The sequence below is a fragment of the Streptomyces varsoviensis genome (assembly GCF_000718635.1).
GTDB lineage: Bacteria > Actinomycetota > Actinomycetes > Streptomycetales > Streptomycetaceae > Streptomyces > Streptomyces varsoviensis.
This window is the reverse complement of record NZ_JOBF01000024.1, coordinates 152247-172877: the sequence shown is the minus strand read 5'-3', so window position 1 is coordinate 172877 and position 20631 is coordinate 152247. Positions and strand designations below refer to the sequence as shown.

Sequence of the window (20631 nt, the reverse complement as noted above, 5' to 3'; positions counted from 1 at the left end):
CTGATTTCCGCCGGTGCGTTTCGGCCTTTCGGCTTCTTCGCGTTTCCGACTCTACCAGATCCGTTTTCCGTTCCGTTTCCGGTCGGAATTCATCTCCGGCCCCCGTCAGAAGGGGTTTGCCTTTCGGCGGTTTCGACTTTATCAGATTCGTTTCGGCCGATCTGATCGGCTTCGTCTTTTCCGATAAGGATTCGAAGGTGCTCCGTCGGAATTGAATTCACGACCGGAGCGAGTCAGAGACTAACCGTTGCGCGCGAACCTGTCCAGTTCGTGGCAACCGTTCGAATCTACCTCCCCCATTGACCCGTGTCAACGGGTTTTCTGGGGTGGAGAGGAGACTAGCAGGCCGACGTGGGGTGATGCACATCGACTGTCAGGTCAGGGTGGACGGCGGGCTGTCGAGGTCTTCGAGTTCGATGCCGGGGGCGGCGAGGACGATGTCGCCGGCGAGGTGGACGGGGTGCTGCTCGCCGGTGTCGAGGTCGCCGACCTGGTACTCGTCCACTGTCAGGGGCCCGTTGTCAGTGGCGTGTGCTGTTCTGTTCACCAGGGCCCAGGACTGGTCGAGGGTGCGGGGGGCGAGGACGGGGGCGGTGAAGGCGACGAGGCGGACGCGGGTGGCGGGGGCGCCGGGGGGCAGGCGCAGGAGGCGGGAGAGCGCGACGTAGAAGGCCGGGGAGGCGCCGGTGAAGGCGTGGGCGGGGACGTTGCCTTCCGTGGCGTGCTCGCCGGTCGGGTCGGTACGGACCCAGGTGACGCCCTCCAGGGCGGCGCCGCGGACCTGCCAGCTCGCGGCGTGCAGTTCCAGGCGCAGGGGGCGGCCGAGGGCGTCGAGGGTGAGGTCGACGGAGCCGGCGTGGTCGCCGGAGGGGGTGGTGGTCTGGGCGACGTAGCGCCAGCCGGAGGGGCCGGGGGCGCAGTGGAAGTGTTCTTCGCCGAGGGGGGTGTGATCGTGCGGGTCGTAAAGCGCGTAGCGGCCGCGGGGCATGGTGGGGTCCTTGACGGGCATGGGACAGGCCCCCGCCCTGGGGGCGGGGGCCTGGTACCGGCTGCTGGTGCGGTGCTGTCAGTAGCGGTAGTGGTCGGGCTTGTACGGGCCCTCGACCGGGACGTTGATGTAGGCGGCCTGCTCCGGGCGGAGGGTCGTCAGCTTGACGCCGAGGGCGTCCAGGTGGAGGCGGGCGACCTTCTCGTCGAGGTGCTTGGGGAGCACGTAGACGTCGGTCGGGTAGGACTCCGGCTTGGTGTGGATCTCGATCTGGGCCAGGGTCTGGTCGGCGAACGAGTTGGACATCACGAACGACGGGTGGCCGGTCGCGTTGCCGAGGTTCACCAGACGGCCCTCGGACAGCACGATGAGGACCTTGCCGTCGGGGTACGTCCAGGTGTGGACCTGGGGCTTGACCTCGTCCTTGACGATGCCGGGGACCTTCGCGAGGCCGGCCATGTCGATCTCGTTGTCGAAGTGGCCGATGTTGGCGACGATCGCCTGGTGCTTCATCTTGGCCATGTCCGAGGCCATGATGATGTCCTTGTTGCCGGTCGTCGTCACGAAGATGTCGGCGATGTCGACGACGTCTTCGAGGCGGGCGACCTGGTAGCCGTCCATGGCGGCCTGGAGGGCGCAGATCGGGTCGATCTCCGTGATGATCACTCGGGCGCCCTGGCCGCGCAGCGACTCGGAACAGCCCTTGCCGACATCGCCGTAGCCGCAGACCACGGCGGTCTTGCCGCCGATCAGGACGTCGGTGGCGCGGTTGATGCCGTCGATCAGGGAGTGGCGGCAGCCGTACTTGTTGTCGAACTTCGACTTGGTGACGGCGTCGTTCACGTTGATCGCCGGGAAGAGCAGCGAGCCGGCCTGCTGCATCTCGTAGAGGCGGTGGACGCCGGTGGTGGTCTCCTCGGTGACGCCGCGGATCTCGGACGCCAACTGGGTCCACTTCTGCGGGTTCTCACCGAGGGTGCGGCCCAGCAGGGTGAGGATCTGGGCGTACTCGTCGTTGTCGGCGGTCGACGGGTCGGGGACCGCGCCGGCCTTCTCGAACTCGACGCCCTTGTGGACAAGGAGGGTGGCGTCGCCGCCGTCGTCCAGGATCGCGGTCGGGCCGCCCGTGGCGGTGTTCGGCCAGGTCAGCGCCTGCTCGGTGCACCACCAGTACTCTTCGAGCGTCTCGCCCTTCCAGGCGAAGACCGGGACGCCCTGGGGGTTCTCGGGGGTGCCCTTCGGGCCGACGGCGACGGCCGCGGCGGCGTGGTCCTGGGTGGAGAAGATGTTGCAGGAGGCCCAGCGCACCTCGGCGCCGAGGGCCACCAGGGTCTCGATGAGCACGGCGGTCTGCACGGTCATGTGCAGGGAGCCGGTCACGCGGGCGCCGGCCAGCGGCTGGGCCTCGGCGTACTCCTTGCGGATCGCCATCAGGCCGGGCATCTCGTGCTCGGCGAGGGTGATCTCCTTGCGGCCGAAGGCGGCCAGCGACAGGTCGGCGACCTTGAAGTCCTGGCTGGTGGAGGTCGTGGTCATACGGGCTGCTCCTCCTGGAAAGCGGAAAGGGCGTGCGCGGTCTCGGTGCGGCAGGGCTGCAGGGCAGGCGGGGACAGACTTCTCCCCTTGCCGCGCAGCTCAGTCCGTCGGAGGCCCTCTCTCCCTCGGCCGCCCCGCCATGCGGGCCGCCCGACCGCCATCAGCAGCGACGTCTGGCTCTCGGTCAAAGCTACACCGATCGGCCCAGCGAACCCCAGCCCCCGTGGTCGACGCGGGCTGGGGCGGAGGGGCCCGTGGTGGCCGAGCGTGCGGTCAGCTCCCGGGGCGCGCGTCCGCGGCCCGGGGCTGGGCGCGGTAGATGTCCGGTTCGAGGTAGATGACGCGCGCGATGGGGACGGCTTCGCGGATACGGGCCTCGGCGGCGTTGATCGCGTCGGCGACCTCGGCGGCGCTGTCGTCGTGCTGGACGGCGATCTTCGCGGCGACGAGGAGTTCTTCGGGGCCGAGGTGGAGGGTGCGCATGTGGATGACGCGGGTGACGGTGTCGCCGTCGACGGCGGCGGCGCGGATCTTGGCGACGGCGTCGGGTCCGGCGGCCTCGCCGAGGAGCAGCGACTTGGTCTCGGCGGCCAGGATCAGGGCGATGGCGACGAGGAGGACGCCGATGCACAGGGTGCCGACGCCGTCCCAGACGCCGTTTCCGGTGGCGAGGGCGAGGCCCACGCCGGCGAGGGCGAGGACGAGTCCGATGAGGGCGCCGAAGTCCTCCAGCAGCACGACGGGCAGTTCGGGGGCCTTGGCGCGGCGGATGAACTCGACCCAGCTCTGCTTGCCCCGCAGCTCGTTCGATTCCTTGACGGCGGTGCGGAAGGAGAAGCCCTCGGCGATGATCGCGAAGACCAGCACGCCGACCGGCCAGTACCAGTGCTCGACGGCGTGCGGTTCCTTGATCTTCTCGTAGCCCTCGTAGAGGGCGAAGACGCCGCCGATGGTGAACAGGACGATGGAGACGAGGAAGCCGTAGATGTAGCGCTCCCGGCCGTAGCCGAAGGGGTGTTCCTCGCTCGCCTTCTTCTGGGCCTTCTTGCCGCCGAGGAGCAGCAGCGCCTGGTTGCCGGAGTCGGCGATCGAGTGCACGCCCTCGGCGAGCATCGACGAAGACCCGCTGAACGCGAACGCGACGAACTTCGCCACGGCGATCGCGAGGTTCGCGCCCAGCGCGGCGACGATCGCCTTGGTTCCGCCTGATGCACTCATGTGTTTTCGGTTGTCCCTTCCGCCCCTGATGCCGCGATCGAGGCCCGCGGCTTTGCTCGGTCTTTACGGCGGGTCATTGTTGCAGCACCGGGGGCGGTCGGCCGGTCAGGCCGCCACGGTGGCCCGGAAGACGGTGCCGTCGCCGGTCAGCTCGACCTGTTCGCCGGCCGGTACGTACGCCGACTGGCCGCGGGCGAGGGTCAGCTCGGCGCCGGTGGCGTCGCGCAGTACGGCCGTACCGGCGGTGCAGAGCAGGATCTGGGGCCCGCGGGCGTCCGGGCGGCTGGGGGCGGCGGCCCGGCCGAGGTCGTAGCGGGAGAGTCGGAACTCGTCGGTGGGGGTCTCGTAGACCTCCTCGCCGCCGGGGTCGGCCTCGGGGCGGAGGACGCCGGGGGCGGTGGCCTCGAAGCGGACGATGCGCAGCAGTTCGGGGACGTCGACGTGTTTGGGGGTGAGGCCGCAGCGCAGCACGTTGTCGGAGTTGGCCATGATCTCGACGCCGAGGCCGTCGAGGTAGGCGTGCGGGACGCCCGCGCCGAGGTGGAGGGCTTCGCCGGGCTGGAGCCGTACGTAGTTGAGGAGCATGGCGGCGATGACGCCGGGGTCGCCGGGGTAGTGCCGGGCGATGGAGGCGTAGGCGGCGTACGAGTCCTGGTGCGGGCCGTCCTGCGCGCCGAGCCGCTCGGCGGCGGTGGCGGCCTGGGCGACGGTCTCGGCCATGGCGGCGGGGTCGGCGGTCAGGACGGCGGTGAGTACTTCGCGCAGCGCGTCGGACTCGGGGGCGGCGCGCAGGATGTCGACGTACGGCTTGAGGGAATCGACGCCGAGTCCGGCGAGCAGGTCGGCGGCCTCGGCGGGGCGCCGGAAGCCGCAGAGCCCGTCGAAGGGGGTGAGCGCGCAGATGAGTTCGGGCTTGTGGTTGGCGTCCTTGTAGTTGCGGTGCGGGGCGTCTATGGGGACGCCGCGCGCCTCTTCGTCGGCGAAGCCCTCCTTGGCCTGGGCGAGGTCGGGGTGGACCTGGAGGGAGAGCGGGGAGCCGGCGGCGAGGATCTTGAGGAGGAAGGGGAGGCGGGGGCCGAAGCGTTCGGTGGCGGCGCGGCCGAGTTCGCCCTCCGGGTCGGCGGCGATCACGTCGCTGAGCGCCGCGGGGCCGCTGCCGCGGTCCACGCGGGAGGGGGCGCCGGGGTGTGCGCCCATCCACACCTCGGCCTGCGGCTCGCCGGTGGGGGCGGTGCCGAGCAGTTCCGGGATGGCGGTGGTGGAGCCCCAGGCGTAGGGGCGCACGGTGTTGGCGAGGCGGTCCATGGGGAGTGGTTCCTGACTGTGCGGATGGTGCGGAGTGCGGGGGGTGCGGGCGTGGTGCCGCGGCCCGGTCATGGTCGCGGCAGGGAGGCCAGCGCCAGGTAGACGGCGGCAAATTCCGTGATCGCGAGCAGTTCGGCGGCGGCTTCCAGCGGGGCGCCCTCGGTCGGTTCGAGCTCGCTGACGGGGACGTCGTGGTGGAGCGCGAGGTCGCGGGCGGTGGGGGTCGGTGAGGTGGCGCCGGGCTCGCGCTCGCGGAGCAGGACGACGCGGGCGTGCAGCGCCTCGGGGTCCTCGACGCGGTCGCGGAAGAAGTCGTCCGCGTCGGCTCCGGCGGCGAACGCGCCGGTCAGCAGGGCGGCGTGGCCGGTCAGCGCCTCGGGCAGTTCGGCGGCGAGCGCGGGGCGGCCGGCGAGGGCGGCGAGGGCGGTGGCGAAGTGGCGGCCGGCGGCGCCCGCGACGGGGCCTTCGGTCCAGATCAGCGGGAGGGTGTCGGCCAGCTCGGTGGCGAGAGTCTTGGCGGGGTTGCTGTACGTGGCGATAGCGGGCCCGCAGCGCTCGGCGACCTCGTCGAGCCGGTCGGCCAGCGACTGGAGGGCGGGCGTGGGCGCGGTGAGCAGACCTATGCGGTCGGCCAGGGCGATCAGCGGGGTCAGCAGGGACCAGAGGGCGCCGGGCGCGGCGGGCGGTTCCTCGTCGCGGCCGGCGGCCTGGCGGAAGAGGGGTCCGGCGGGGCTCTCGGGACCGCCGGGGCCCTGCCGGCCGCTCGGGTCCCCTTGGCCGTACGGGTCGTCCCCCTGGCCGTACGGGCGCGGGGGCTCGTACAGCGCCTTGGCGAGCGGGACGGCGAGGCCGCGGACCTGGGCGGTGGCCTCGGTGACCGGGGAGCCGGCGGGCGCGACGCAGACGACCGAGCAGCCGCGGCGGTACGCCTGCTCCAGGAGGAGCGGGAGGCCGGGTTCGGTGCCGTCCGGGCTGGCGACGAGGAGCAGGTCGAGCGGGCCGGTCCAGCCCGGCAGCGTCCAGATCAGCGCGCCCGCGGCGGAGGCCACGCCGGTCGGCCGGATGAGGGTGACGGGGCAGTTGCCGCCGCCGAGGGCGGCGAAGAGGTCCGCGGTGCAGGCGGCGACGGGGCCGGGGCCCGCGACGAGCACGGCGCGGGGGCGGCCGTCGGGCTTGAGGTCCGCGATGCCCGCCTCGGCGGCGTCGCGGGCGGCGGTACGGACGCGGGCGCCGGACTCGGCGGTGGAGCGGAGCAGTCCGTGGGCGTCGGCCCGGGCCAGCGCGGCCGGATCATCGAGGAACGACTCGTCGAGCATGGGGCTTCGGCCTCCGATCGCCGCGGCGGTGCGCCTGCCTGTGGTGCCGTGGTGGCGGTGGTGCCGCCGTGTGCTGCCGTGTGCGGTCTGTGTCCGTTGTGTCACCGGCTGCCCGGCCCCGGCGGGGCCCGTCCCGGCCCGCGTGGTTCGCGGCTGCGCCGGCCGGGTTCAGGCCGGTCGGCGGGCCTCGTCGACGAGGAGGACGGGGATGCCGTCGCGTACGGGGTAGGCGAGGGCGCAGCTCTCGCCGCCGCACACCAGCTCAAGGCCGCCGTCCTCGGTGGTCTCCTCGCGGAGGGGCGCGTGGCACGCCGGGCAGGCGAGGATCTCCAGGAGACCGGCTTCGAGCTGCATGGGGGTTCCCTTCGGGGCGGGCAGACGCGTTGCCGCCAGCCTACCGCCGGGTGGTGCCGGGCCGCCTTGGCGGGGCGCGGGCGGCTGCGCCTGTGACCCTGCCGCCGGCGGCTCCGCCGTGCCCCCGCTCCCGGCGGCCCGCGCGCTACGCCCGCACGGCTTCCGCTTCCGCGCTACGCCCGCACGATGCCCAGGACCTCGTCCCGTACGCGCTCCACGGTCGCCGCGTCGCGCGCCTCCACATTGAGGCGCAGCAGCGGCTCAGTGTTGGAGGGGCGCAGGTTGAACCACCAGTCGGCGGTGGTGACGGTCAGCCCGTCGAGTTCGTCGAGGGAGGTGCCCTCGCGCCCCTCGTACGCGGCCTTGACCGCGGCCATCCGGTCGGCCTGGTCGATGACGGTGCTGTTGATCTCGCCGGAGGCGGCGTAGCGGTCGTACTGGGCGACCAGCTCGGACAGCGGGCCGCTCTGCTCGCCGAGCGCGGCGAGGACGTGCATCGCGGCGAGCATGCCGGTGTCGGCGTTCCAGAAGTCGCGGAAGTAGTAGTGCGCGGAGTGCTCGCCGCCGAAGATCGCGCCGGTACGGGCCATCTCGCCCTTGATGAAGGAGTGGCCCACCCGGGTGCGTACGGGCTCGCCGCCGTGCTCCTTGACGACCTCGGGCACGGACCAGGAGGTGATCAGGTTGTGGATGACGGTGCCGCCGGGGTGCTTGGCCAGCTCGCGGGCCGCGACGAGGGCGGTGATCGCGGAGGGGGCGACGGGGTCGCCGTTCTCGTCGACGACGAAGCAGCGGTCGGCGTCGCCGTCGAAGGCCAGGCCGATGTCGGCGCCCTCGGCGCGGACGCGGGCCTGGAGGTCGATGATGTTCTTCGGGTCGAGCGGGTTGGCCTCGTGGTTCGGGAAGGTGCCGTCGAGTTCGAAGTACATCGGGACCAGTTCCAGGGGCAGCCCCTCGAAGACGGTCGGCACCGTGTGCCCGCCCATGCCGTTGCCCGCGTCGACGACGACCTTCAGGGGCCGGATGGCGCTGAGGTCGACGAGGCCGCGCAGGTGGGCGGCGTAGTCGCCCAGGACGTCGCGCTGGGTGATCTCGCCGGGGGTGCCGGCCGCCTCGGGGCCCGGGCCGCCGTCCAGCCAGCCCTCCACGAGGGTGCGGATCTCGGCGAGGCCGGTGTCCTGGCCGACGGGGGTCGCGCCGGCCCGGCACATCTTGATGCCGTTGTACTGGGCGGGGTTGTGGGAGGCGGTGAACATGGCACCGGGGAGGGAGAGTTGCCCGCTGGCGAAGTACAGCTCGTCCGTGGAGCACAGGCCGATCTCGGTGACGTCGACGCCGCGCGCCGCGGCCCCGCGCCCGAACGCCCGGGACAGGCCCGGCGAGGACGGCCGCATGTCGTGGCCCACGACCATCGCGCCGGCGCCGGTCACCTGCGCGAAGGCGGCGCCGAAGTACTCGGCGAGCCTCTCGTCCCACTGGTCGGGCACCACGCCGCGCACGTCGTACGCCTTCACGATCTGCGACAGATCAGCCACAGCCAACCCCTCCTGGAGTCCGGTACGGGGTGACAAACCTACCTGGCGGCGTCCTTGATCCGGCCCATCGCCGTACGGCCGGTCACGGCGGTGTCCTACGGGCGCCGCGGGCGGCGTACGGGCGTGGGGCGACGGGGAGGGGGTGCGTCAGGAGGGGGGAGGGGGTGCGTCAGGAGTCGGGCGACCGCAGGACCCGGAGGTGGCCGCGGCGGGCGACCTCCATGGGGTCGGCCTCCCGGCCGTTGGGGCCGACGGGCCCGGAGCTCTGGCCACCCGGGCCACCCTGGCCCCCCTGGCCCCCCTGGCCGCGGGTTGGGCGGTCCTGCGGGCGCGCGGCCTCGCGCACGGCGTTGGCGAGCGCTTCGAGGTCGTCGCTGCTGTGGCGGGCGGGGCCGGTGTCGACGGCGAGGCGCACGACGTCCCAGCCGCGCGGCGCGGTCAGCCGCTCGGAGTGCTCGGCGCACAGGTCGTAGCAGTGGGGCTCGGCGTAGGTGGCGAGCGGTCCGAGAACAGCGGTCGAATCCGCATAGACGTACGTCAGCGTCGCGACGGCGGGGCGACCGCACGCGGTGCGCGAACAGCGACGTACAGGGCTCACGAGGTTGGACGGTACCGCACTCTTGAGCGGGCCGCGAAGAATCTGCCCGGGCTCACCCCTCCGTGTCGTCCCGGTACGTCCGGTGTGGGCATGGCTGGAACGGCCTCGCTGACCTGCGAGGGGCCGACGCGTCTGCGGGGAGGAAAGTAATGATTCCTGTCACAGCCCGGCTCAATTCATGTCATCCAGTACGAGTTCGCCGGTCTCGGAGGTGGCTGTAATTGATCGTAGGCGTGACTGAAACGCTCATCCGGCGACATGCCGCGCGCTGGGCGTCGACCGCCGGACCGCCGCCCGGCGAGGGCTACTCTCATACGTGATGGACAGCTCCGATCCACCCCGCAGCCGCGAACCGCGGCCGCGCCGCCGCGACCGCCACGGGCGCGGCATGCGCGGGCCGATCGCACCGCCCCAAGTGCCGCTGTCGGTCAGCCGCGGCGACGCCTTCGTCGACCTCGTGCACGACTCGGTGGAACGGCTGGAGCGGCGCTGGCCCCAGCTCTCCAAGGTCGAGTTCGCGGTGCGCGACGTGCCCGGCGCGGAGCCCGGCCCGGACGACGAGGCCCCGCCGCTCGGCGCGTTGGACGCGCTCGCCCCCGTGCACGGCGATGTCGTGCCGCTCGGCCGGTACATCGCGGCGCACGGCGACGCGCCGGACCGGATCGTCGTCTACCGCCGCCCGATCGAGATCCGCACCAAGGGCCGCGACGAGCGCGCGCTGCTCGTGCACGAGGTCGTCGTGGAGCAGGTCGCCGAACTGATGGGGCTGGCCCCGGAGTCGGTGGATCCGCGGTACGGGCAGGACTGAGCGGAAGAGGCGACCCAAACGGACAAACCGCCATGCCATTCCGAAATCGACCGCAAGCAACCGGACTTACCGGCCGAAAGCGGAATGGCCTGTACGGGTCGCGTCAGCCGGATACAGACCGATCGCAACCGGACAGCGGCGAACAGTGGCGAACAGCGGTGATCGGGGCCCGGCCTGGCCTGCCCGCCGTTCCTGCCGTTCCCGTCATGCCTGCGGCACCTGTCATGCCGGCCACGCCTGACCCGTCTGTCACGCCTGACCCGTCTGTCACGCCCGAGACGCCTGTCATGCCAGCCACGCCCGCCATGCCGGCATCGGCCCCCGACCGCCGCCGCCTCAGTCGTTCATCAGCGAGATCCGCTGCTCCGCCTCCGGGACCTCGACCGTCCCCCGGTCGTCCGGGAGCGTCTGGATGGTGAACATCGGGACGCCGTCCGCCGGCAGCGCCAGCATCCGCGAGGCGTACAGCGGGCCGCCGGAGACCTTCTCGACCGTCACGCCGAACGCGCCCTTGCCGCCGCCGGGCTGGGGCGGGTCGACGGCCAGCGTCGTACCGGCCTTGACGGTGTAGTTCTTGCTGACCGGGGTGCCGCCCTCGCTGCCCACCGAGGAGACGACCCGCACCTCGGCGTCCTTCTCGGGCGCGACGAGGGAGAGCGTCGAGCCCTTGGCGCGGTTGTCGGCGACCGTGCCGCGCTCCTCGATGGGCGTGGTCGCCGGGATGAACGCCGTCTCCTGCTTGTCGCCCTTGCCGCGCGTCACGCGCAGCGCCGCGACCACCTTGCCGCTGCCGCTCTCCGGGGTGAGCAGCAGCGAGCCCGGTTCGCCGCGGGTGATGTCGCCGAGGTCGGCGGTGGTCATCATGCCGCTCTTGACGTGCAGCGTCTCGTGGCCGGTCGGGGTGATGGCGTTGTTCTTCCCGGCGAGCCGCACCTTGAGGTCGGCGTCGCTGCCGCCGGGCGCGAAGAGGACGAGCCGCGCCGACGTGGCGTCCGACGGCAGGCCGGGGAGGACCGCGCCGGACGCCGGCTCCGCGGCGGCGGGCAGCCAGTCGCCGCCGGTCTTCTCGTCGGACGCCTGGACGGCGGCCCCCACGCGCCCCGAGCGGGCCGCCACATGGAGGACGAGGTCGTCGGCCGGCTGGCTGGTGAGGGTCGACAGGAGGACGGGCACGGCGGAGCGGGGCGGGATGTTGATGCCCTCGCCGGCGGGGGCCTTGATACGGCCGTCCTTGCCGTACAGCTCCAGGTCCACGACGGCGGGGTTGTTGTCGGGGTTGGTGAGGTGGACGTAGTCCTGGCGCGACTTGGCGGTGCTCGCGCCGGGGAACCAGAACGAGGTGTCGGGGGCCGCGCAGCTCAGGCCCTGGACGCCGCGCCCGGTGCCCGCGCTGATCGTGGTGGTCTGCTGCACGCTCCAGCCGGGGGCGAGCGCGCCGTCGGCGGAGCCGATGAGGGCGGGGGCGCCGGAGCTGTCGGTGGTGGCGGTCACCGGCTTGCCGGGTTCCTTCACCGAGATGACGGGCTTGGTCGCGTCCTTGCCGCCCTTGGGGCCTTTGTCGCCCTTCTTGCCCTTGTCGTCTTTCTTTCCTCCGGAGTCGCCCGACGAGGAGCCCGCGGCGGGCAGCATGTCGGCCGTCGGGGCCCCGGAGGACTTCTGGGTCCCGTTCGCGCCGCCCTTGCCCTGCGGGGTGAACGCGGTGTAGGTCGTCTCCCCCACCTCCGAGGGCGGAGGCGGCGGGCAGACGAGGGTCGAGCGCTGTACGGGCAGCCGCTCGGCCGCCTTCGCGGTGCTCTTGGCCGGTTCGGCGGGCACGGTGACCGCGGCGACGCCGGTGACGGCGGCGAGCGCGGCGACGGCGCCGAAGAAGGTCAGGGTGGTGCGGTTCACTGGTGCTCGCTCCCGTCGCGGTGCGGCTGGGTTCCGTTGCCGTACGCCGTGTCGTAGTGCTGCTGCCCGCCGTAGGCGTACGGGTCGTACTGGCTGCCGTCATAGGGCTGCGCCGGGTACTGGCCGTCCTGGTACGGACCGTCCTGGTACTGGCCCTCGGGGTACGAGCCGTCCGGGTGCGGCGCGGCGGCCTGCTGCCCCGCCTGGTACGCGCCGTCCCCCTGGTAGCCGTCCTGATAGGAGCCGCCCTGGAAGTGGCCCTCCTGGTACGGGTCGCTCTGGTGCGCCCCGGCGGGCTGCTGCCCCTCCTGGTAGTGGTCGCCGCCCTGCTGCCGCCCGTAGTCCGCGTAGCTCTGGCCGTCCCACTCGCCGTACTGGCCCTGTTGCGGCACCACCGCGTACGGGTCGGCGAAGTGGTCCGCGCCTTCCGGCGGCCCGCCGTGGCCGAAGTCCGCGCCCTCGCCGCCGAACGCGTCGCCGTCGCCGAACGCGCCCTCCCCGCCGTACGGGTCCGGCGGTCCGTCCGCGGCCGGCTCGGCGTCGGCGCGGCCGGACTCCGCCGCGGCCCGCAGCCTGCGCGCCCGGCGGCCCTCGCCGGATGCGGCCTGCGCCGGCACGGCCGCCGCGGCGGCCTCCGGGAGGTCGTCGTCGACCTCGCGGCGGCGGCCCGGCAGCGCGAGCACCAGCAGCACGACGGCGAGCAGCCCCTGCGCCCATACCCACGCGGTGTGCGCCAGCGGGGTGTCGTACGTGAGGTCCAGCTTGCCGCCGCCCGCCGGGAGCTCGAAGCCCTGCGCCCAGCCGCCCACGGTGGTGGCCTTGAGCGGCTTCCCGTCGAGGGTCGCCCGCCAGCCGGGCGCGGCCCGGTCGGCGACGCGCAGCACGCGCCCCGCGGGGCCGTCCGGGATCGTGCTGTGCGCCTCCACGGGGCCGGCCGCGACCGGCACCGGCGGCGTCGCCGCGCCCGGCCGCGCGCCGTCCTGCGCCGCGCCGCTGATCACGGCGACGCGCGCGACCTGCTGGTCCACGCGCCACAGCGAGCTGCGGTCCTCCTGGCTGAGCCGGGTCAGGCCGGGCGTCGCGTCCAGGACCCGGCCGAGCGGCTTGGCGCTGTCGCGGAGCAGGACGTAGCCGACGGCGTACTCGCCGAGCCGGCTGGTCTGGTCGGCGCCGGAGCCCGCGACGAGGTTGGCGACGACGGCGTCGAGCTTCTTGTCGGCGCCGTCGGCCGCGGCCATCTCGGCGTCGCCCAGCCGCGCGCCGGAGCCCCGTACGAGCGTGTAGGCGACGTGCGTGGGCTCGCCGCCGAGCACGAGGGTGCGGGCCTGGTCCCGGGTGCCGGCCTCCTCCGCGACGAACGCGGGGACCTGCACCGGGTCCCGGCGCTCGACCGGGCCGTCCGCGCCGGCGATCATCCAACTGACGGCGGCGACCGCGGGGGCGGCGGCCGCGGCGACGGCGATGAGGGCGGCGACGGGCTGCCGCCAGCCGAAGCTCAGCTCCGTGACGCGCTGCCGGGCGCCCTCCGCGCCGACGACGGCCGCGCCGATCAGGGCGATGCCGTAGACGAGGGAGGCGGGGCCGGCCCAGCCGGAGCCGTTGGCGAGGGCGGCGAAGAGCAGCCCGGTCAGCGCGGCGGCCCACGCGCAGCGGACCGCGGGCTGCCGGTCGCCGCGCAGCAGCGCGGCGAGGGCCGCGAGGACGATGCCGAGCAGCAGCAGTCCGCCGAAGGTCTTGGGGCCGCCCGGGTCGATGGACAGCAGCTTCAGCGCGGTGGCCGTGCCGTGTCCGTAGTCGAGTCCGGCCTCGGTGAGGAAGCGGGACGGGTGGGTGAGGAGCGTCAGGGACCAGGGGGCGAGGGCGATCAGCGGGGTGCCGACGACCGCGAGGAACCGCAGGACGTGCGCGAGGAGCGCCTCGCCCCGGCCGACGACGACGCGGACGAGCAGGGTGGCGACGCCGAGGACGAGGGCGATCGGCCAGACGATGGGGGTGAAAGCCGCCGTGAAGGTCAGCAGCAGCGCGTACGTCCACACCGCGCGCCAGCTCGGGCGGGCCTTGGGGGCGCGGACGCCGCTGGCCGCGACGGCGGCGCGGGCCATCGGCGGCAGCAGGATGGCGAGCACGGCGGTGCCCAGCCGGCCGCCCGCGAGCGCGCCGGTGGCGGCGGGCAGGAAGGCGTACGCGACGGCGGCCCAGGCCCGTAGCTGCCGGGAGCCGACGAGCGGCCGGGAGGCGAAGTAGGCGGTGAGGCCGGCCAGCGGCACCGAGCAGACCAGCAGCAGGGTGAGCGTGAAGCCGGTGGAGCCGAGGAAGATCGTCGACAGGGTCGCGAGGATGGCCAGGTAGGGGGGCGCGGTGCCGGTGTTGCCGGTGCCGACCGGGTGCCAGCCGTCCAGGTGGCTCGACCAGAGGGCGGAGACGTCGGGCGCGGGCAGCAGCGCGCCGCCGGACAGCGAGCCGCCGCCGATCAGCGCGCGGCAGGCGATCAGGGAGATGAGCAGCAGCGCGGCGAAGAGCACCGGCGCGGGGCGCCGGGCGATGCGCTTGAGCCGGGCGAACTGCTCGATCTCCAGGTAGTCGGCGTCGTCGCCGCCGGGCCCGGACTCGACGCCGCCGTGCCGGCCGGCGGAGGACAGCTCGGGTTCGGAGCGGCCGCTGAGGTTGCCCGCCACCTGCTCGACGGTGGCCCGTACGGTCGCGCCGGGGGGCGGGAAGAGCGGCCGCAGCTCGCTCGCCTCCACGGCGGGTTTGCCGCGCTGCTTGCGGGCGGCGAGGATCCGGCCGGGGCGCAGCAGGGTGCCGAAGAGTCCGGCGAGTTCGTCGAGGGCCTGGCCGGGGACCTTGCCGACGAGGTAGGCGAGGGTGCGCAGCAGGGTGCCGATGACGAGCCGCGCCATGACGTACGGGAGGGCGGCGCCGCGGCTGTTGGCGAGGAGGGTGTAGACGGCGCCGGCCTTGTCGACGCGGTGCGGGTTGGCGACGGAGCGGCCCACGCAGTCGACGGGGCGGCGTTCGCGCGCGGCGGCCTCCGCGTGGCGCAGTACGGCCTCGGGGGCGACGAGCACGCGGTGCCCGGCGGCCTGGGCGCGCCAGCACAGGTCGACGTCGTCGCGCATGAGCGGCAGCCGGGGGTCGATGCCGCCGAGTTCGTCCCAGACGTCGCGGCGGATGAGCATGCCGGCGGTGGAGACGGAGAGCACGGTACGTACCTGGTCGTGCTGGCCCTGGTCCTGTTCGCGGCGTTCGAGGCCGGTCCAGCGGCGGCCGCTGCGGGCGATGGAGACGCCGACTTCGAGGAGTTGCCGGCGGTCGTACCAGCTCCGCAGCTTGGGGCCGACGATCGCGGCGTGCGGGTCGCTGTCGGCGACGCGCAGCAGTTCGGCGAGGGCGTCGGGTTCGGGCGCGCAGTCGTCGTGCAGCAGCCACAGCCACTGGACGGGTTCGCCGTGCGGCAGCTCCGGCATGTCGTAGGCGTCGTCGCGCCAGGTGCGGGTGGCGGGGTCCCAGCCGCTGGGCCGCTTGAGGTAGGGCAGGTCGTCGGGGGTGAGCACGGCCGCGGAGCGGACCGCCTCGTCGACGGCGGTGCCGAAGCCGCTGCGCCGCGCGAGGTGCAGGACGTGGTCGTCGCCGAGGGCCTCGGTGAGGAGCTGGGCGGATTCGTCGGTGCTGCCGGTGTCGGCGCCGACGGCGTTCTGTACGGGCCGTTCCTGGCCGAGGAGGCCGCTCAGGGCCTGGGGCAGCCATCGGTCGCCGTCGTGGGAGACGAGCACGGCGGTGACGACGTGCCGTGGGAACTCGGGGGTGGCGGCCGGGTGTTGAGCCGCCGAGTGACTATGCACGGACATCGAGGTACGGGCCCTCCGGCCGGGGTCCCGGGGGCGCCCCCCGGAAGACTGCCTGCTTGGACTGCGGTGGACGCCCGCGCCCCGTGGGGTCGTTGGTGCGTCACGGACGGCCCCCCACACTAATGGTTCGCGGGTGTCCGCCGACCGGGTCCGTACGGGCGCGGGGGCCCGGAACGCGCGGCGGCCCGCTTCCGGCGGGCGTGGTGCCGGAGGCGGGCCGTGCGGTATGGGTGTTTTCGCGGCGCGCGCGGAGTGGCCGGCGGCGGCGCGCGCGGAGTGGCCGGCGGCGGCGCGCGCGGAGTGGCCGGCGGCGGCGCGGAAGGGGTGCGCCGGCGGCGGCGCGGAAGGGGTGCGCCGGCTGCGTGGTCGGGCCTCTCGCCGCGTCTTGTGGCGTCTCGCCGTGTCGAACGCGGTCGGCGGCGGGCCGGGCGGTCGGGTCCGGGGCCGCCGGGCGGCGCGCTCGGCGCGCGCTGGTGATGGTCTGTGAGCCGCGCCGGGTGCGGCGGCGGCCGCGTGCGGTCCGGACCAGACGGTCGGCCTGTCAGGCGCTCGGCCCGTCAGACCGTCGGACCGTCGGGTCGTCGGCCCGTCGGCCCGTCAGACCGCAGCCTTCTTCAGGCGGCGGCGCTCGCGCTCGGACAAGCCGCCCCAGATGCCGAAGCGTTCGTCGTTGGCGAGGGCGTATTCGAGGCACTCGGAGCGGACTTCGCAGGCGAGGCAGACCTTCTTCGCCTCGCGGGTGGATCCGCCCTTTTCCGGGAAGAACGATTCGGGATCGGTCTGGGCGCAGAGTGCGCGCTCCTGCCAGCCGAGCTCCTCGTCCGCCTCCTCGACCAGCAGTTCCTGAAACAGCTCGGTCATGTGCGCCCCTAGTCTGTCTTTGCGTCCCCGTGATGTTGCCGTTACCGAATACGGCTGAACGACACGAGTGAAATTACAAGTGTGCCGATCCGGGCCAGTCAAGCCGAGATCTGCTATTGGGCCCCTTATTCACTCTGCGGAACCAAGGCTATGCGGAAAGTGTTCAAATCGCCATAAGACGGGACACACCCACTCGCCCGCCGCGCACCGCCTCCCCGAGGGAGAGGACGTCACACACGACAACCCAGTTGCACCTCATGCGACCGAGGGCGCTCACGGGTACGCGTGGTGCGCCACACCTCTCCGTACACATCCATGCATAAACCTTTCGTCGAGCACTTTAACCGGATGAGGTGAAACATTGACCCCAAAGCGGACATCTGGTTGACAAGGGGAGCCACCTGCCGCTCTTCTTGGTTGCATGCCAGCGACCTCCACGCTCTGCCTGACCCGCTCGTACGGGTCCCTTTGCGCTGTGCGGGCCCGCTGCCGCTGTTCGAGCTGTTGATGCCACCGAGCTCCAGCTAGGACGGGCACGCTCACCGCGGCCCGCCCTCCCAGCGCCTCCCGTCCCCGTACCTCCGCGACCGCCGGCAGGCACGGCCGGGACCGCGCCGCTCCCGCCTTTTCAGCGTCACCACGCGTCCTCGGGCCCATGCCGCACGCATGCCCCGTGACCCCCGGCTCATGACCCCCGCCTCCCCGGGGGGCCATGGGGCGGACCGCGGCGGGGACGCGAGCCGAACTCTTGCAGAACTCCTACCGAGACTCTTGCCGAGGAACTTCCGCACATGAACAGCGATGTCCAGATCGCCGGCGACCCGCTCGCCATCCCCCACCTCCTGCCGCCCGTCGCCGCCCACCCCTCGACCGTCGCCGGGTTCGCCGGCCTCGCCGCCGCCATCGCGGCCGACCGCGCGAGCTGGGCCCACCTCGTCCGCTACGACGCGACCAGCCGCTGGTACCACCGGCTGCGCACCGGCCCCGGCTACGAGGTCTGGCTGCTGAGCTGGGTCCCCGGCCAGGGCACCGGCCGCCACGACCACGGCCCCTCGTCCGGCGTCCTCACCATGCTGGACGGCGAACTGACCGAACACTCCCAGGGCGCCGCGGGGCCCGCCGCGCGGCTGCGCCTCGGTGCGGGCGCGGTGCGCGTCTTCGCGCCCGGCTACGTCCACGAGGTCGTCAACGACTCCCTCGAACCGGCGGTCAGCCTGCACGTCTACTTCCCCGGCCTCACCGACATGCCGCAGCACGGCCCGCGCTGCGCGGCGGCGCTCGCCCGCTGACGTATCAGGACGTATGAGGCGGCGTACGGGTCCGTGTGCGGGACGGCATGCGGACCGGCTTACGGGGCCGCGTACGAACCGGCGGACAGACCGGCATACGGGCTGACGTACCGACAGGCGGCGGGCCGGCGCCCGCCACCGGACTTCAGCGCGCCCGCCCGCGGCTGACAGACTGGCCCCATGCAGCGCATTGTGGTTCTGGCCGGCGGCATCGGCGGTGCCCGCTTCCTACGCGGCCTCAAGTCAGCAGTCCCCGACGCGGAGATCACCGTCATCGGGAACACCGGCGACGACATCCATCTCTTCGGCCTGAAAGTCTGTCCCGACCTCGACACCGTGATGTATACCCTCGGCGGCGGCATCCACGAGGAGCAGGGCTGGGGCCGGGCCGACGAGACCTTCGCGGTCAAGGAGGAACTGGCGGCGTACGGCGTCGGACCCGAGTGGTTCGGCCTCGGCGACCGCGACTTCGCGACGCACATCGTCCGCACCCAGATGCTCGGCGCCGGATACCCGCTCAGCGCGGTGACCGAGGCGCTGTGCCAACGCTGGAACCCCGGCGTCCGGCTGCTGCCGATGACGGACGACCGCGTCGAGACGCACGTACTGGTGGACACCGACGAGGGCCGCAAGGCCGTGCACTTCCAGGAGTACTGGGTGCGGCTGCGCGCGTCCGTGGACGCGCACGCCGTCATCCCCGTCGGCGCCGAGCAGTCCAAGCCCGCGCCGGGCGTCCTGGAGGCCATCGCCGCGGCGGACGTCGTGCTCTTCCCGCCGTCCAACCCGGTCGTCAGCGTCGGCACGATCCTCGCGGTGCCGGGCATGCGCGAGGCCATCGCGGACGCCGGGGTGCCGGTCGTCGGTCTCTCCCCCATCGTCGGCGACGCGCCGGTGCGCGGCATGGCGGACAAGGTGCTCGCCGCCGTCGGCGTCGAGACCAGCGCGGCCGCCGTGGCCCAGCACTACGGCTCGGGGATGCTCGACGGCTGGCTCGTCGACACCGTGGACGCCGCCGCCGTCGGGCCGGTGGAGGCGGCGGGCATCCGCTGCCGCGCCGTGCCGCTGATGATGACGGACCTCGACGCCACGGCGCGGATGGCCCGCGAGGCGCTCGACCTCGCCGAGGAGGTACGGGCGTGAGCCGGCCGGCGCCGGCCTTCCGGGTGTGGGCGCTGCCCGGCCTGCCCGAGGTGCGGCCGGGCGACGACCTCGCCAAGCTCATCGCGGCGGGGGCCGCGGAGGCGGGCGAGGAGGGCGTGTCGGGGCTCGTCGACGGGGACGTGCTGCTGGTCACCTCCAAGATCGTGTCCAAGGCCGAGGGCCGCGTCGTCCGGGCCGACGACCGCGAGGCCGCGATCGACGCCGAGACCGTACGGGTCGTCGCCCGGCGCGGCCCGCTGCGGATCGTCGAGAATCGGCTCGGCCTGGTCATGGCCGCCGCGGGCGTCGACGCCTCCAACACCCCGGCCGGGACCGTACTGCTGCTGCCCGAGGACCCCGACGCTTCGGCCCGGCGCATCCGGGACGGGCTGCGGGCGGCGCTCGGCGTCGAGGTCGGCGTCGTCATCACCGACACCTTCGGCCGCCCCTGGCGCACCGGCCTCACCGATGTCGCCATCGGCGCCGCCGGGGTGCGGGTCCTGGACGACCTGCGCGGCGGCGAGGACACCCACGGCAACGCGCTGAACGTCACGGTCGTCGCGGCCGCCGACGAACTGGCCGCCGCCGGAGACCTGGTGAAGGGCAAGGCCGAGGGGCTGCCGGTGGCCGTGGTGCGCGGCCTCCCGCACCTGGTGCCGGGCGCCGCCGACAGCGCGGCGGACACCGCGGCGGACGGCGGAGCGGACGGCCCGGCGGACGCGGACGGGGCCGGCGCGCGGGCGCTGGTGCGGGGCGCCGCCGACGACATGTTCCGGCTGGGCACCTCGGAGGCCGTACGGGAAGCGGTGACGCTGCGCCGTACGGTCCGCGAGTTCACCGCCGAGCCGGTCGACGGGGCCGCCGTGCGGCGCGCGGTCGCCGCCGCCGTGACCGCGCCCGCCCCGCACCACACCACGCCGTGGCGGTTCGTCCTGCTGGAGTCCGGGCGGGCGCGTACCGAACTGCTCGACGCGATGCGCGACGCGTGGGCGGCCGACCTGCGCGCCGACGGCCGCACGGAGGAGAGCGTCGCCAAGCGGCTGCGCCGGGGCGACGTCCTGCGGAACGCGCCGTACCTGGCGGTGCCGTGCCTGGTGATGGACGGCGCGCACCCGTACCCGGACGAGCGGCGCGCGGCGGCCGAGCGGGAGATGTTCGTCGTGACGGCCGGGGCCGGGGTGCAGAACTTCCTGGTCGCGCTGGCCGGCGAGCGGCTGGGGTCGGCCTGGGTGTCATCGACGATGTTCTGCCGGGACGTGGTGCGGCGGGTGCTGGAGCTGCCGGCCGACTGGGACCCGATGGGCGCGGTGGCCGTGGGGCACCCGGCGGCGCCGGCCCGGCCCCGCCCGGCGCGGGACGCCGACGCGTTCGTGACGGTGCGGTGAGGGGCGGCGGTCAGTAGTCATCAGTGGTCACCGGTCGGCGATGGCGGACGCAGACATTTCGCTCCTCGTCGAACCATTCCCGGCCTACGATCCGGGCATGAGCTCACACAGCTATCACGCGCGGTTGCACTGGGAAGGCTCCACCGCCGAGGGGATCCACGGCTACTCCCGTGAACACACGGCCGTCGCGGCCCCCGCCCCCGAGACCGTCCTCAGCGCGGACCCGGCCTTCCGCGGCGACCCCGCCCGCCTCAACCCCGAGCAACTGGTGGTCATGGCCGCCTCGTCCTGCCAGTTGCTCTCCTTCCTCGCCGTCGCCGCCCGCGCCGGAGTGGACGTCCTCGCCTACGACGACGAGGCGACCAGCAGCCTCGACCTGAACGCCGCCCCCGCCCGGCTGACCACGATCCACCTGCGGGCAAGCGTCAAGGTCGCCGCGGGCACCGACGAGAAAACGGTCCAGGAGCTGGCGGCGCGGGCCCATCGCGAGTGCTTCATCGCCAACAGCCTCTCCGTGCCCGTGGAGGTCACGACCACCGTGACGACCGCGTGACCGGGCC

16 protein-coding genes are annotated in these 20631 nt (G+C 73.6%); 5 read left to right on the top strand and 11 right to left on the bottom strand.

The window, feature by feature from the left end; all coding sequences use genetic code 11:
• Positions 1–373: 373 nt before the first annotated feature.
• From IF55_RS29020 to IF55_RS28985, 8 genes are all read right to left on the bottom strand, one after another.
• Entirely contained in the window at positions 374–988 is a 615-nt protein-coding gene (locus IF55_RS29020) for a hypothetical protein (protein ID WP_030891032.1), read from the bottom strand.
• A 78-nt stretch (positions 989–1066) separates the two neighbouring features.
• Positions 1067–2524 carry an adenosylhomocysteinase gene (ahcY, locus tag IF55_RS29015; protein ID WP_030891029.1) on the bottom strand — a complete coding sequence of 486 codons (1458 nt, stop codon included), beginning with the start codon at positions 2522–2524 and terminating at the stop codon, positions 1067–1069.
• A 273-nt stretch (positions 2525–2797) separates the two neighbouring features.
• On the bottom strand, positions 2798–3742 hold the full coding sequence (locus IF55_RS29010) for a cation diffusion facilitator family transporter (protein WP_030891026.1): 945 nt from the start codon (positions 3740–3742) through the stop codon (positions 2798–2800).
• A 105-nt stretch (positions 3743–3847) separates the two neighbouring features.
• Complete coding sequence (gene manA / locus IF55_RS29005) at positions 3848–5047, bottom strand: mannose-6-phosphate isomerase, class I (RefSeq protein ID WP_030891010.1); 1200 nt, start codon at positions 5045–5047, stop codon at positions 3848–3850.
• A gap of 68 nt (positions 5048–5115) precedes the next feature.
• Positions 5116–6363, bottom strand: coding sequence for an SIS domain-containing protein (locus IF55_RS29000; protein ID WP_030891005.1), 1248 nt, complete (start codon positions 6361–6363; stop codon positions 5116–5118).
• Between the two features lie 168 nt (positions 6364–6531).
• Entirely contained in the window at positions 6532–6717 is a 186-nt protein-coding gene (locus IF55_RS28995) for a Trm112 family protein (RefSeq protein WP_030891002.1), read from the bottom strand.
• Positions 6718–6890: 173 nt separating this feature from the next.
• Entirely contained in the window at positions 6891–8252 is a 1362-nt protein-coding gene (locus IF55_RS28990) for a phosphomannomutase/phosphoglucomutase (protein WP_030891000.1), read from the bottom strand.
• Between the two features lie 169 nt (positions 8253–8421).
• Positions 8422–8892: a DUF3499 domain-containing protein gene (locus tag IF55_RS28985; protein WP_078645413.1), complete on the bottom strand. Its 471-nt coding sequence runs from the start codon at positions 8890–8892 to the stop codon at positions 8422–8424.
• Between the two features lie 277 nt (positions 8893–9169).
• Between IF55_RS28985 and IF55_RS28980 the strand changes: the two genes are divergently transcribed.
• On the top strand, positions 9170–9658 hold the full coding sequence (locus IF55_RS28980; protein ID WP_030890994.1) for a metallopeptidase family protein: 489 nt from the start codon (positions 9170–9172) through the stop codon (positions 9656–9658).
• Between the two features lie 336 nt (positions 9659–9994).
• On the opposite strand, the gene IF55_RS28975 is transcribed toward IF55_RS28980, so the two are convergent.
• From IF55_RS28975 to IF55_RS28965, 3 genes are all read right to left on the bottom strand, one after another.
• The gene (locus IF55_RS28975) at positions 9995–11548 is read right to left on the bottom strand and encodes a DUF5719 family protein (RefSeq protein ID WP_030890991.1); all 1554 of its coding nucleotides are present in this window, start codon (positions 11546–11548) and stop codon (positions 9995–9997) included.
• A complete protein-coding gene (locus IF55_RS28970) occupies positions 11545–15396 on the bottom strand; it encodes a glycosyltransferase family 2 protein (protein ID WP_030890988.1) in 3852 nt (1283 codons plus the stop codon). The genes IF55_RS28975 and IF55_RS28970 overlap by 4 nt, the downstream gene beginning before the upstream one ends.
• 597 nt (positions 15397–15993) lie before the next feature.
• Complete coding sequence (locus tag IF55_RS28965; protein WP_003983763.1) at positions 15994–16257, bottom strand: WhiB family transcriptional regulator; 264 nt, start codon at positions 16255–16257, stop codon at positions 15994–15996.
• Positions 16258–17048: 791 nt separating this feature from the next.
• Here IF55_RS28965 and IF55_RS28960 point away from each other — a divergent pair.
• From IF55_RS28960 to IF55_RS28945, 4 genes are all read left to right on the top strand, one after another.
• A complete protein-coding gene (locus tag IF55_RS28960) occupies positions 17049–17546 on the top strand; it encodes a cysteine dioxygenase (RefSeq protein ID WP_030890983.1) in 498 nt (165 codons plus the stop codon).
• 180 nt (positions 17547–17726) lie between these two features.
• Entirely contained in the window at positions 17727–18686 is a 960-nt protein-coding gene (gene cofD / locus IF55_RS28955; RefSeq protein ID WP_030890980.1) for a 2-phospho-L-lactate transferase, read from the top strand.
• Positions 18683–20071, top strand: coding sequence for a coenzyme F420-0:L-glutamate ligase (locus tag IF55_RS28950; protein ID WP_030890978.1), 1389 nt, complete (start codon positions 18683–18685; stop codon positions 20069–20071). Before cofD ends, IF55_RS28950 begins: the two co-directional genes overlap by 4 nt.
• Before the next feature lie 97 nt (positions 20072–20168).
• A complete protein-coding gene (locus IF55_RS28945) occupies positions 20169–20624 on the top strand; it encodes an OsmC family protein (protein ID WP_030890976.1) in 456 nt (151 codons plus the stop codon).
• Positions 20625–20631 lie beyond the last annotated feature (7 nt).